This window comes from Nostoc sp. DSM 114159 (assembly GCF_053470285.1).
The window spans coordinates 1,336,169-1,349,689 of the sequence record NZ_JBPFEH010000001.1 but is presented as its reverse complement, the minus strand read 5'-3'; the positions used below and the strand labels follow the sequence as shown (position 1 = coordinate 1,349,689).

Below are 13,521 nucleotides of genomic sequence, written 5' to 3'. Positions count from 1 at the left end.
AGTGCGATCGGGGAGAACTAGGGGAGAATTAAGGGAAGCGATCGCTTCTACTACACCAAACACGCATCCGCTAATGACATTGGAACTGACTGATAACGCTGCATCAACTCGTCAACAGCAGCTTCTTTAGAGAGCCGAAACGGAAGATGGATGATTCCCTTTTGCACAAAAGAAATTACTGCTGCTTCTCCTCCGTAAACATTCTGTAAGAGAAAACAAGCCTCTGTTACTACCGATTCACAAGTTAACAAAGGTGGTTCAATCTGTCCAAACTGATTTTTCACCCATTTATGAAACTGCTCTCGACTATTGACTAAAGCTACTAATGGGCCTGTATCTAGCAGTACCGCTTGCTTCATTCTGTTAATGGTCTTTTAAGGTACTCCTTGTTTGTCGAGAGATCCCCAGGCCCAGAATCCACGCAGCCAATTAAGTCTCCTGCTGTTTCTAAAGCAGACATTGGCGTGCCATCATGATGCTTAAACTCCACTGTTGGTGATTTCAATTGCAGAAATTCTACAAAGTCAAGTACTTGCTGCTGTTGTTCCTTTGATAAGGTAAGAACCTTTTGGGCAATAATTTGCTCTAGACCAATTGCTCTCGTCACCACTCTTTCCTCCAGTCCCATCACTTCAAGTCTAAATCCTACTGTCTCAGTCACACAGAAACCAGCAGAACGTTAAAATTTTGAGATGACTAGCTTTTGGGCTGTTATCAGCAACCAACACCTTGAGAGGGCTAGTTCTGACCCTATTAGTTTACTTTAATAGGGTGTGGTCAAAAGCGGTTTTTGGGTACGAACAACAAGCTCAATCCCACAATAATATTGAAGGCAAGTCATTGTTAGCCAAACGCAGCAATTGATAACCAATTCCAGATATACCGGGTAAAAAGCCAGGATTAAATACAGAATTGGGTAAGTTGGGGAACAGTTGATAAGCTCCAGTTCGCTTGGCTCTAGCCACAACATTTGTTGCATTCTGGTGAGCAATTTGATGCCAATCAGGACGGGAACAGATTTTTGCACCGACTAACAGCACTTCCGCTCGACCGAAGTTACCACAGCACAAGTGATCGATCGCCTGTAAGCCAAAATTTTGAGTAGTTTGGAGAGCAATTTCAATTTCTTGTTGAATTTCCGGCGTTTCCACGATTCTCAAACTGCCTAAGCGTCCCAAACCAATGCCGGCTGCACCATGACACCACTTATTTGCAAAGTCAGGTTGTCCTGGTTGTCCCATTCTGCGGAAGTCAGGCCAGTTGGCGGTGGACTGGCAAAAGACGCTACGCTCATACTCAATTCCTGCTAAACCTGCTTCTAAGTATTTGCCCTCTGAGGTGGCGGCATAAAGTCTGAGCAAGGCGTATGAGATACCTGCGGCTCCATGAGAGAAGCCAGTTAAGGGCTTGTCCCAATAAGTATGCCAAGCTTTGGGCGCACCGTTGTGGCTAACTTGACGGTTGATTAAATGTTGTCCACAGGCGATCGCTTTTTCTAAAACTGTTGCTTCTCCTGTGGCTTGATGCAGGGATAATAGCCCTAAAATTGCCCCTGCTGCTCCGCTCATAATATCCAAGTGTTCGTCGGCAGCAATTAGTTCTGGTGTCATGAAATCGGCTAATACTTGAGCCTCTGACAACAGCGTTGCATCGTTGAGAAATTGACTAATTTTCACCAGGCTATAGATCATTGACCCTAAACCTGTTGCACCCCCAACGCCCATGAAACGAGCCATGCGTTCCCAAGTTTCGGGATCGACGGTGTGGATTTGGCGACGCAGAGATTGCAATGTTCTAAATGCTAAATCGCGGTAACGGGAATCACCAGTTACTTGACTTAGTGCAGCTAAAAACAAGGCAACTCCAGAGCGTCCGTCACAAAGAGAATTGTTTAATACTTGCAGTTGATATCGTTCGGCGCGAGGCACAAAGTCTAAGCCAATCCAGTTAACGCTGTCATCAGGGTCAGAAATGGCTCTGGTTTCCAGTTGAGTGGCGATTTCTTTGGCTTCGGCAATCAATTGTTCCGAATTCAGCAACGGTAACGATTCGCCTTGCCATTGCCCACCTTGGCGGCTGGAGGTGGTTGCAATTTTAGCATCGAAGGAGCCTTGAATAATCGCTACTTGTCGAGCTAAGTCGGTTTCATCTAGAGATTGTAACTGGTTGAGCAGGTCTTGATAACTGGATTGCTTGAAGTAGTTGGGAATGGTTGATGAACCGTTTAAACTCAGTTCATCAACCACAGCGCTAGCCGTGAAGAAGGGAACATCCAATTGTTCCATCGCTCGCAGTTCCGCGCTCAAAACAGGAAAGGCGTTCGGTTTATTTTGAGCAACTAGAAAGGCACGGCTGAGAACATCGAGTTGAATACTGTAATCTACGCCGTGTTTGAGGTAATCGGGTGCCAAAGCTTTTTGCAGGATGATGCCATAGATGCGGGTGTTGCGGAAGATAAAGCGCACCTGCTGATTTTGCATAGCAGATAGCAAACTTTGGCGTGAAATTAAGAAATCTTTGTGCGCCATCAAAAAGCGATACATTTGCTCAAACCCAGTGGTGATTTGCTGCTGATAATCGTTTGGAGATAGAACAACTTCACCCAAAAACGGCACATTTTTTCCCATCGGCAAGGTTACAGACTCAGAGGACAGATGCATATTATCTGTATTAATATTCTGCCAGCGCGGCACTTTCCGGCGAGATAGTCGGGGATCTGTGCTGCCTAGTCCGCTAATATCATAAGCGACACTGCGATCGCCACTAAAATCCCAACGCGGTAAAAGTCCGGTGCGGAGTACGGAATCCCAAAATTGTTGTGTGGCGGTTGTTTCTAAATCTTGGGTAAGCGGTGAGTCTTCAATGAGATTCGGTTCGTGGTGCAGCAACGTTTCCATATCAATCAGCACCAGATGTTCGCCATTGGCAATTAAGTTTTCGTAATGGCAATCTGTGGCTCTGAGGGCATAAAGCACACACAATAACATCCCAGAACGCTGATAGAATCGTTTCGCAGCTGCTTCATCCACACAAGGCAACTGTTCAACATGTTCTACCCAACCGTAGCCGTTGCGTTCCAGTACTTGAATGACTTTTAAATCTAAAAGATTGCTGTGTTGATTGCACCAATCCAAAAATTGGTTAAAGACAACTTCTAATCCTAAATCTTTAGGTTTATAAACAAGTTTAAGTCCAGACTCAAAGGTGAGCAAAATCACCGTTCGTCCGCGCTTATGTGGATCGGAAATGGATGTTTGAATTTCAGCAACTTTGTTTTGAGAAAATGGGGCGATCGCTTCATCAAAAGTTCGTTGAATATCTGTCCTATCTGCAACTAAACGTTCGAGAAATTCAGCAGTAAACTCAACCCAAAAATTGACTGCTGTTGCCACTAACCGACCGAGAACTGGATACTTCTGGAAGAAGGTCAGCATTCCATCTTCTAGGAGTTGATTGACGAACTTAATGTAGTGAGTATTATTATTTTCTGTTTCCAGCCCCAGCAAACCGAGCAAGTTTTGACCAAAGGGACGTACCTGAGAAAATTCAAAATCTAATGTCTTTATGCAAAGTCCTGCTAATCGTTGCAGTAGACCGCGTTCTAAAGAACTGTAAGCTTCGTGGGAAAGAATCGATAAGGGAAGAGACTCGTGGGTGAATTGACTGCCGCACCGAGTCAGTAATTGCTGTCTGGCTACCAAAATAGCAGGCAAAAGGATATCTTCAAAGGCGATCGGATTTTGTGAATCGATTGGTAGAAATACTTCGGTTGCAGAATTGAATCCTGTAGCGGTTTGGATGATTTGCTGTAAGGTTTCTGCCCACTCAGGCAAAGGTCGATCGCCAAGCAACTCGATAGTTCCCAATTTGGAACTAACAGTATCGAGGTCTAGCCCTTCCCACTGTAAGCGTTTGTGCAATGTATCCAATTTACCTTCTGCTGCAACTTCGCACCAGCGATCTCTACGACGGTTAATTTCTTGTTCGTTGACTCGATCGCCATTAATTGCAAATCTGCTTTCATCAAGGCGTTCCCAGATAAAGCTAGCATTGGCTGCGATCGCCCTGAAATTGTCTGATATTTTCTGTTGAGATAAGCGAACAACTTGTTGAACCATAGCTAGATTTCTGATAGTGGGAGTTAAAACAGAAGAATCAATGGGATAAGGCAGAAGGTAGGAGTCAGAATTATATTTTCTTAAAGTTACGTGAGTTCGATGAACCTCTCCCTCCCAACCTCCCTCTCCCACGGGTCAAGGGAGGAGCAACGAGAAATTACGGTTTTGGCTCCCCTCTCCGTGTCCAAGAGGGGTTGGGGGAGAGGTCAAAAAAGGTCTTGTTGAACTCACGTTAAAGTTGGTAAGAATTATGAATTAAATTTCCTCTTTACCTTCATAAAAAAGTAAAGAAGCAATTCAATACTTGTCAGATTTTGAGGAAAAGGAAAGGGAAAATAAAAAACCTTTACCCTTTAACCTTTACCCTTTCCCCCCTCTTGTAAAAAGCACAAATGCCAAGAGGTCTATACTTTTTTTAACAGCAACCACCGTGTCCACCACCGCAGGAATCGGTATGACATAGTTTGGGCGCACTTTCAGCCATCATCCCGCCGCTAACACTGAGTAATTCTTCTTCGCTCAATTCGTTGGAGTCCACAAAGGTCAACTCTGCCAATATTTGAGCTATGCTTTCGGCTGTGAAAGTATAACCTTTTTCTGCACTGGCAATTAGCAACAGTTTGATGGCTTCTGTTTGAGTAACTGCTGCTTGCATATTCTCGCGTAGTTGGCTATTTTGGAGTAAGCTTTGAATTTGTGACAACATAATTGTATTTTCTCCGAGTTGGTGATAGTAATTGTTAATGGAATTCCCTCATTTTCTTGATTAAAAAAGTAAAGAGGGAACTGTTATGCAGTATCTCTTTGGGCATTGAACCTCAGTATTAGATATGGAAATTATCCAAATTAAAATATTGGAGATGTTGAATCTAAAAAACTCTTTTAGAGAAGCAACCTGACCTGTGGTGGTTACAATGCCAAAGAAAAACAGAAGCCGTTTTTAGCAGCAGCCTGCGTGTCCGCCACCACAGCTAGCTGTATGACATAGCTTGGCTGCACTATCAGCCATCATTCCACCACTAACACTAAGTAATTCTTCTTCACTCAGTTCGTTGGAATCCACAAAGGTTAATTCTGCCAGCATTTGAGAAATAGTTTCAACTGTGAAGTTATAACCTTTTTCTGCACTCGCGATCGCTATCACTCTGATAGCTTCTGCTTGGTTAGCTGCTGCTTTTACTTGCTGTTGTAATTGTGCGTTTTGCAGCAATTCTTTAATTTGGTGTAGCATAGGTTTGTTCTCCATTTTTATTGACTTATTTATACGGCAGAGATTGCGCGCTTGTTTGGGGCGGTGTTCTCTGCTTTTCTGATTTGAATTTAGAAAGAAATAGGGGAGAACTAGGGGAAATAGTTACGATTGCGAAAAAATTTTTCAGCACAGATTAATTCGGGAATGACATCGATATCCATCGAAATGCGCGGTGTATTTCTGCCTGACAATTGATTGTCCAGGTTTTACTGTAGATCCTCCCCTTTGGAGTCAACGCCCTTCGGGCAGGGAAAAGGTTAAAGGTTAAAGGGGAAAGGGAACACCATAACTTTAGTTATGGGCTTGAAGTAAAAACGCTTCGCAAGGGTTTGGGGTAAAGGGGAAGGTGGGGTCCCAAGAAGGGGATAAGGGGCACTTTCAAGGGCAGGCTTTTAGGCTTTCGATAAATAGTTGAGAATGTTCTCAATTATTGAACGTAGTTTTAAGTTCTCAGACAATGGTTTTGGTTTTAAAATCCCAAAAATTTGTCTAATCAAAAAAACCTGCCCCAGAAAGGATAAGGGGCAGGGGGTACTGGGTTTGGGATTTAAAACCTTTCCCCTTTCCCCTTTCCCCTTTACCCCGCTTGCGTCACGAAAGCGAACTACTAGATCCATCCAAATTAGTGTTGTAACTGATCCGTTGCGGTCTGCCGATCTCGATATTGTTTGCTTCAAAGGCTAGCCGCACCCGTAAACGGAACTCTCGCCCAACGCGCCATTGTTCCATCGCTGCCGTTTTAATCCAGACGCGCACTAACATACCTGTGTGGGAGAGGTCATCAATGCCTAGCACTTCAGGCAATTCTGGTAGGCGATCGCGCCATTCTGGTTCGCTATACAATTGCTGGGATACTTGCCTGAGAATCTCTAAAACCTGCTTCGGGTCGTTTTCATAGGCCACCACAATCGAAAAGTCTACCCGCGACCAAAGGCGGGTTAAGTTGTTGACATCAGTGATATTGCTATTAGGAATGGTAATTAGCTTACCTTCGCCATTGCGTAGTTGAGTCACGCGCAGGTTGAGATTTTCCACCAGGCCGCTTTTATTCCCAATCTCAATCACATCTCCCACAGCAAATTGATCCTCCAGCAAAATCAAGCAGCCATTGACCAAATCTTTCATCAAACTTTGGGAACCAAGGGAAATTGCAATACCGATTACAGCACCCCCTGCCAAAATTGAACTAGTGGGTACATTAAAAATGTCTAGAGTCCGCAAGATACCGAAGGTAATGAAAACAAAGGTGATTAATCCTTTTAGTGCCCCGGAAACTGTTGCAGCTCGCAGGGCAATCCGTTGCATTTCACTCAAGGGTAGAGAGGGATGGGTTGTCCAGACATCGGTGATGTAGTCAATTAAGCTTTTGCCAATACGAATGACAACACTGATGAAAAACCAAATAATCAGCAGCGCCAGGGGACGGGCTAAAGCGTCAGTCGACCATCTCATCAAGTAGGGGACGCGAGATATGATGACCACAATCCCGATGTACCATACGAGAATAAACGCCCAAAACAGGAGCAAGGTAAGAAAAGAATAGATCCCCAGTTGGCGCTTGAGAGTGAACTGTCGCTGGATGATTTCCAGAAATTGCGATCGCCCATCGGTGATGGTGTGTGCTTCTGGTTCGCTGGTGTCGATTGCCTGAGAGCGTTTGACCGCAGACTGTTTTGCCTCAGCTATATGCTCTTGATAACGAGCTTGCAATACCGTCTGTTTGCGAATTAGAGTTCGCCGCAGGAACCAGAACACAACACTACCCAACACCAAGCCGATGCTGATTTGTAGTGCTTGCCCAACCCGTTGAGACAATACCTGAGGTGAGAAGAGTCGCTCGATGCGTTCCACTTCTGCTTGTAATATTTTTTGCCACTCCTGGGCCAATTCCTCCAGTGTTTTCCCATAGTAGTCTGCATCTGGCTCTGTCACTGTCACCAGCCTTAAAGAATGGGTCGTTTGATCGTCATTGAGCTGGAGGATTAGGCGGTTATTCAGGGTGGCAACAGAAATTATGGGAGTTTGTTTGGCTTTGTTGGCTCTATCGAGCGCTCGCATCAGCCGTTGGGTAATTTCTTCAGCACGTACTTCCACAGGAAGACTTCCCTCTGGCGGTTCGTCGCGATTAAAAACAGTGGGAGAGACAACCTTAAACAAAAGGTTTTTGTCTAGTGGTGAATTCACGTCGGCAATTTCATATTCACCGAGACGGGTGACGCCTTTAGGGGGTTTGTGCGGATTGTTAGAAGCGGCGGTGGGTAACGAGGGCAGTTGACTGTGGGCGATCGCACCCCAGCCAAACACCATTGCGATCGTCACCACAATGATTAGCACAAACCGAATTGTTAGACGCTGCAAGCGATTAAACGAGAGTATAACCATAGAGAACTATTGCCCAACTGAATATTAGTTTCTCAGGAGGGGTTTGAATCCTATAAGTGAAAAAACCTCCTGCCTCCTGCCTCTCTCTGTGCAGGGGTTTTCGGACTTAACGGGAAAAGTCAGATTTAGCAACAACTCCAGACAATCTCAAGGATATCAGCGATCGCTTCGCTCTTTGTCAGGAGGAATAAAACATTGAACCAAACTCAGTCATAGAGGCACGACCCTAGTGGATGGAGAAACTCATGCTGGGTGAATATGGGTGGATATATTAAGCAAAATAAGCTACTAAGTAGGTAGACATAATTAAATATAAAATAAACTCCTAGTTTGTAGTGAGCGATTTATCGTTCAATGCAAGGATTATCAGGACTAAAGTCCTTACTACAAACTTTAAATTTATTTATGCCTGGATACTTAACTACAATAAGCCAGATTGCTTAATCCCGGAGTATTCGCTAAGTCAGTATTGACTATCCAACCATTACCAGATAATTCTCCAGGGAAACTTCTGGAAAGGTCTATTTCTACCCAAATATAATTCTCAGATTTGTATGACTTAACTATATTACCTGTAACCAAGTTCACAAACACAACTGTATTTGGCGAAAGTGTTGTAATAAAAGGTTCTCTTGTACTTGGTTGGCGACGTATAGTTTCCTGTCGTACAATTTGCCGACATACACTGCCAATAGTAGGTTTATTCCATATATTTTGAGCGTTGTTATTCGACTGGCAAAATTTCAGTACAGCAGTTTGAATAAACCCTGAAGTCGGAGATTTAATTCTGACAAATTTATCTCCACTAACTGGTATATATGCTAAAGTAATCTTTGTTTTTGGCGACAATATTCTGATAGCGTTGGATGATGTTGAAGGTTCTTTGAAAACTGGAGTACTTATTTTAGTTACACGACAACTTGACTGTGAAGAATTAAAGGGAGCCTGTGTGATTTGAGCAAATACAGGTACACTCAGAGCAAACGTAGCAATATTTACTAGAGTAAAAATATACAAGAACTTCTGAAATTCCACGTTTTTTCCTCAACATCACTTACGAAAAACTGTACATTAAATTCGGAACTTCTAAACTCTGATATTAAAAGAGCCTAACCAAATTATTTTTAACTATTAGAATATCATATAATGACTTATTACTACTAATTACCAACTATCTGCCATTTCTTAATTATGAATAAATCCAAGAATAGTAAAATATTTGAACAGTTTGTGAATACAGTGATGGGGGTAAAATCTGGGAATAAAGCACAGTCTCTAAACACATCAATAGCTACTACACAAGAACTAGATATCAAGGCAGTTTTAGTTTATACACTAGGGACTATCCTACAAATATTAGTTATGATTCTGGTGTTGTTGGGAATGGAAAAATTAGTAATGCTCATCAATAATTCTTCTTTTCCCAGTTGGTTTAGCACTTTATTGACTGGATTATTTTTTGCTCTATTAAGTATCCGTTCTCGAATTTTTTCTCTTTTAGATAATACCCGTTCTCGTCAGACTTATGACCAGGTAATCAGACCAAGATGGTCTCCTCCACCTTTAGCATTCCCCATAGTTTGGATGATAATTGCTGTTTTGCGGGTAATTTCTTCTGTATTGATTTGGCAGCAAATGAATCACCATTTTTTAGTGTTGCCTTTAATTTTGTTTGTGGTACATCTGGCTTTAGGGGATACTTGGAATACGATTTTTACTGTCGAACGGAGATTAGGTGCTGCTGTACCTGTAGTTATTTTAGGCCCTTGGTTATCTGCTGTAGTAGTGACGGCAATTTATTGGCAAACTAATCCTATAGCAGGAATGACTTTATCATTTTCTTGTGTGTGGTTAACTGTAGCTGCTGTCTTGGTATTTAGAATTTGGCAATTAAATGGATCTGAGCCATTGTATCCTTTAAAACTAACAATTTTGGATCGATAAATATCTAAAATTAACCTTGAGATCAAAGCTAGTACCGCTTTGCGTAATTCGTAATACTTCGGTTCCCAACTCTTGGAGAGGCTGCGCCCGAAGCGTAGCTATGCCGCAGGCTTTACGACTTCGCTACCTCGACTCCGCTCGGCACAAGTCAGGGCAAGACGCTCAGTACAAGTTCGTAATTCGTAATTCCCATTTTGTAAGGGTTTTAGAGGATGTCTGAAAACTTTTTGGTGTTGTATTCGAGACTTGTAGATCCCCCTAAATCCCCCTTAAAAAGGGGGACTTTGATTCCAGTTCCCCCCTTTTGAAGGGGGGTAGGGGGGATCAAGCGAAATATTTAATACTTCTCAGACATCCTTTTAGACATTTAAAATGGGTAGCTAATTTACGCCGAACTGTATTAGCAAAAATATTACTTGACTTTGGATTACCGCATTCAACATTCTCTAAAACAATTTTATCTAAATATTTTTTCTTAATCATAAATAATGACAAGCATCGCCAGTTCTAAATAGTGCCGAAAGTAACACCTTGTTGTTTGAGCCACTTTCGGTATGCTATAGAATAGCGATCGCTCGATAAATGCACTTCTGCTTGCAAATCTAAAGGTAAGCGTCGGGGTTGCTGGGACTCGACAATGGCGATATCTTGACTAGCAACTTGATTTTGAATATCTAGATACACTTCCACTTTTAATTCGCGATCGCTGTTAACCATTAACCAATATTGCACCACGCACTCATCTTCATCAACTGGCGTAATTGTATAGAAGATATTTAAACGCCGATCTCCAGGCCCAAGTTTAAAGTATGCCACTAGCGGACGGAAAATCCGGTAATCGTAAGTGTTAAAAATCAGTGGTGCTGACAGAGGATTACCGGAATTAAAATCTAGTTCCCACAAACCACATTTGAAACTAATCCCATCTGGAAGAGACTCTAATTCATAGTGCGTCAACTCAGGATGACTGGCGTGGGCAAATAATCCCGAATGCATAATTGGGAAGTGTGCCGGATCGATGAAATTTTCCAGTACCCGCAAAGGGCTAGAGTGATAGTAGTAAGGGCCACAGAAAATCTTCTGATAGGCCGGATCGTACCACTCAGAAAACGGAGCTATGTCTTGTTTTGGTGTCCCTAAACAAACCCAAAGCAGATCGTAACGCTCTTGAATTTGGTAAGTTTTAACACAAGCTTGAGCGGGGGGCGATTGTTCGGGATTAGCCGGAACTAGTACACATTTTCCCTCGCTATTAAAGGCTAAACCGTGGTAAGGACAAACAAGAGTTTCTTTATTAACATATCCTAGAGAAAGACGAGCACCACGATGAGGGCAAAGGTCTTGCCAAGCTAAAACTTTGTCCCCATTATGCCAAAGCAATATATTTGAGCCTAATAAGCGCTTGTGCAGAACTGTTCCAGGTTGGAGGTCTTGCGATCGCGCTATTACATGCCAATCATTCAGCAAAATCTGGTCTTGCACCATGAGTATCGACACCGATTAGACAATTTTGGATTTGAGATTTTGGACTTCGACTTCGCTCAGTCGAACGATTTTGGATTGACTCCATAGATAAATCTAGGGACTTGGGAATTTTAGTGAATCTAGATAAGCGTGTTGGGTTTCGTTCCTCAAACGCCACGTGCTTCAAGTCGGGGAACCCGCCCAACGCAGTGGCTCCCCAACCTACAAATATCATAAGTGTTTAACCGAACATGATATAAGTCCTAAAAGAACGTGAGTTCGACGAGTGCTATTTTGACCTCTCCCCCAGCCCCTCTCCTGGTAGGAGAGGGGATCAAAAACCCTCCTTACTCGTTACTCCTCCCTCGCCTTTTAGGAGAGGGAGGCCGGGAGGGAGAGGTCTGTCGAACTCACGTTAAAAGATATGCCAACCGAGAATTAGCTCGGAAAAACTTAGGCGATCGCACCTTGCCGAGCGCAGATTTGCAAATAGCAACATTTATTTTATCAATCACGGTGAAAGAGGAAGTCGAACGCTAAATGTACTACCTAGCCCAGGTTGACTTTGAACGTGAATACTACCTTTATGTGCTTGGGCGATCGCGATCGCAATGGCTAATCCCAATCCCGAACCGCCAGAGGTGCGAGAGCGTAGGCGCAGTCCGCCGTAGGCATCGCGATCTACTCGGTAGAAGCGATCGAAAATTCGCTGTTGATGTTCTGGGGCAATACCAATTCCTGTATCTTGAACTTTAATTATGGCGTAAAGCTCACTTTTTTCCCAAAAAACCGTGACTTTTCCACCGCTAGATGTCGCTTGAATTGCATTGACAATTAAGTTAGAAATTAAGCGATAAAGCTGATCTTCATTTCCCATCACATACAATTTTTCTGAGACTTGCACCTGCTTAGAGAGATTGACCTGAGTCTCTACGGCCAAAAATGCTAATTCCTCAATTAAATCGCTAATGATATCATTCAAACAGCAAGGCTGATATTCTCCTGTTAGTTGTTTCTGGTCTATCTTCGTTAATAACAGCAAATCTCCAACTAATTGTGATAAGCGCCGATTTTGACGTTTGAGTACATCTAAAATTCCATCATTGGCTTTTGGTTCTTGCTGTAACTTGATAGCAGCTTCAATAGTAGAGTACATTGCTGCTAAAGGTGTGCGAAACTCATGGGCAGCATCAGCAGTAAATTGTTGCATTTGTTGGTAAGAAAGATATACAGGTTGCATTGCCCTTCCTGCCAACCACCAACTAGACAAACCAACGAAAATCATGGAAATTGGCAATCCCAATACCAAAGTTAATCTTAAATAAGTAAGATGTTGGTCTAAATCAGTGATACTACGCGCTACTTGTAGATAACCCGAAACCTGGTTTTGAGTATACAAAGGTAAAGTGATTTCGCGGTATCGAGTGCCAGAGTAATCTGTTAATATCTGCCAATTATGTAATGTTGAGGCAATCGGTAACTTGTTAAATTCCATGCCGCCACTGGCAAAAAGTTTTCCTGAGCGATCCAATAAACGGATATAGTAATTAACTGGATTTGCTGCTTCTGTGATTGATTTGTTAATGGATGTTTTTTTAGGCAAACAATTAGTCTGAGCCACACATAATTCTAAATAAAATTCTTTATTCAGGCGTTGTAATTGTCCGGGTTGTCGCCAAGCTGGTTCAATACTTTTATGAAGTGCATTTGCGACTGATTGCAATCCCTGGTCTATGGTTTCATAGTAGGTATGGGCAACCACACTATAAACTCCCAAACTAGATAGCCCTAAAATACCGCCCATGACAAGGGTATACCAAGCCGCAAGCCGCAACCGAGTTTGGTGGAAAATGGGATTGCTTTCCATATTTTTAAACCCTTGCTGAAAGTATTGCTGTCAAGTTAGCAAAAATCAGCAGCATGAATAGATCCCCCGATATATTGGCTACGGTATACACACAAACCCTGGATTTACCCCCCTTAGTCCCCCCTTGTAAAGCTACGGTGTACACACAAGTCCTAAAAACCTACCTTGATAAGACTTTCCTCGTTCCCAGTCTCCGACTGGGAATGCATTCATTGAGTCTCTGACTCAATGTCAGATTGGAGGCAGAGCCTCAACGCGGGGCATTCCCATGCAGAGCATGGGAACGAGACAATACGGTTCAGTTAGCGCCAAAAACCTTAAGCTGCGTAGGTTGGGTTGAGGAACGAAACCCAACATTTCCGGGGCTTTGTTGGGTTGCGCTTTGCTTAACCCAACCGACAAATTTTCTTAACTTATAAAGGGGGGAAATAAGAAATCTTGTTCCCTCCCCTTTATAAGGGGAGCCACTGCGGTCTTGGGGTTTCCCCAAGTGG

The 13,521-nt window shown here is 43.0% G+C and carries 10 protein-coding genes; 1 reads left to right on the top strand and 9 read right to left on the bottom strand.

The window, feature by feature from the left end; genetic code table 11:
* Positions 1-50: 50 nt before the first annotated feature.
* The 7 genes from ACR5KR_RS05290 to ACR5KR_RS05260 form a co-directional block, all read right to left on the bottom strand.
* Positions 51-359 carry a type II toxin-antitoxin system VapC family toxin gene (locus ACR5KR_RS05290; protein ID WP_448265742.1) on the bottom strand — a complete coding sequence of 103 codons (309 nt, stop codon included), beginning with the start codon at positions 357-359 and terminating at the stop codon, positions 51-53.
* Positions 356-661: a hypothetical protein gene (locus ACR5KR_RS05285; RefSeq protein WP_448265741.1), complete on the bottom strand. Its 306-nt coding sequence runs from the start codon at positions 659-661 to the stop codon at positions 356-358. The genes ACR5KR_RS05290 and ACR5KR_RS05285 overlap by 4 nt, the downstream gene beginning before the upstream one ends.
* A 148-nt stretch (positions 662-809) precedes the next feature.
* Positions 810-4,118 carry a type 2 lanthipeptide synthetase LanM family protein gene (locus tag ACR5KR_RS05280; protein ID WP_448265740.1) on the bottom strand — a complete coding sequence of 1,103 codons (3,309 nt, stop codon included), beginning with the start codon at positions 4,116-4,118 and terminating at the stop codon, positions 810-812.
* A gap of 415 nt (positions 4,119-4,533) precedes the next feature.
* A complete protein-coding gene (locus tag ACR5KR_RS05275) occupies positions 4,534-4,824 on the bottom strand; it encodes a Nif11-like leader peptide family natural product precursor (protein ID WP_448265739.1) in 291 nt (96 codons plus the stop codon).
* Positions 4,825-5,058: 234 nt separating this feature from the next.
* The gene (locus tag ACR5KR_RS05270) at positions 5,059-5,349 is read right to left on the bottom strand and encodes a Nif11-like leader peptide family RiPP precursor (protein WP_445627463.1); all 291 of its coding nucleotides are present in this window, start codon (positions 5,347-5,349) and stop codon (positions 5,059-5,061) included.
* Between the two features lie 612 nt (positions 5,350-5,961).
* Positions 5,962-7,752: a mechanosensitive ion channel domain-containing protein gene (locus tag ACR5KR_RS05265; RefSeq protein ID WP_448265738.1), complete on the bottom strand. Its 1,791-nt coding sequence runs from the start codon at positions 7,750-7,752 to the stop codon at positions 5,962-5,964.
* Positions 7,753-8,169: 417 nt separating this feature from the next.
* A complete protein-coding gene (locus tag ACR5KR_RS05260) occupies positions 8,170-8,787 on the bottom strand; it encodes a hypothetical protein (protein ID WP_448265737.1) in 618 nt (205 codons plus the stop codon).
* Between the two features lie 156 nt (positions 8,788-8,943).
* Here ACR5KR_RS05260 and ACR5KR_RS05255 point away from each other — a divergent pair, with 156 nt between their 5' ends.
* Positions 8,944-9,696: a TspO/MBR family protein gene (locus tag ACR5KR_RS05255; RefSeq protein ID WP_448265736.1), complete on the top strand. Its 753-nt coding sequence runs from the start codon at positions 8,944-8,946 to the stop codon at positions 9,694-9,696.
* 507 nt (positions 9,697-10,203) lie between these two features.
* Here ACR5KR_RS05255 and ACR5KR_RS05250 read toward each other — a convergent pair.
* Positions 10,204-11,181 carry an aromatic ring-hydroxylating dioxygenase subunit alpha gene (locus ACR5KR_RS05250; protein WP_448265735.1) on the bottom strand — a complete coding sequence of 326 codons (978 nt, stop codon included), beginning with the start codon at positions 11,179-11,181 and terminating at the stop codon, positions 10,204-10,206.
* Between the two features lie 490 nt (positions 11,182-11,671).
* Positions 11,672-13,027, bottom strand: a complete 1,356-nt coding sequence (gene rppB, locus ACR5KR_RS05245; RefSeq protein ID WP_448265734.1) for a two-component system sensor histidine kinase RppB — start codon at positions 13,025-13,027, stop codon at positions 11,672-11,674.
* Positions 13,028-13,521 lie beyond the last annotated feature (494 nt).

Coding starts and splice junctions, on each gene's coding strand:
- ACR5KR_RS05280 (WP_448265740.1), bottom strand. CDS start 4,118: ATGGTTCAACAAGTTGTTCGCTTATCTCAACAGAAAATATCAGACAAT.
- ACR5KR_RS05275 (WP_448265739.1), bottom strand. CDS start 4,824: ATGTTGTCACAAATTCAAAGCTTACTCCAAAATAGCCAACTACGCGAG.
- ACR5KR_RS05250 (WP_448265735.1), bottom strand. CDS start 11,181: ATGGTGCAAGACCAGATTTTGCTGAATGATTGGCATGTAATAGCGCGA.
- ACR5KR_RS05290 (WP_448265742.1), bottom strand. CDS start 359: ATGAAGCAAGCGGTACTGCTAGATACAGGCCCATTAGTAGCTTTAGTC.
- ACR5KR_RS05270 (WP_445627463.1), bottom strand. CDS start 5,349: ATGCTACACCAAATTAAAGAATTGCTGCAAAACGCACAATTACAACAG.
- ACR5KR_RS05265 (WP_448265738.1), bottom strand. CDS start 7,752: ATGGTTATACTCTCGTTTAATCGCTTGCAGCGTCTAACAATTCGGTTT.
- ACR5KR_RS05255 (WP_448265736.1), top strand. CDS start 8,944: ATGAATAAATCCAAGAATAGTAAAATATTTGAACAGTTTGTGAATACA.
- rppB (WP_448265734.1), bottom strand. CDS start 13,027: ATGGAAAGCAATCCCATTTTCCACCAAACTCGGTTGCGGCTTGCGGCT.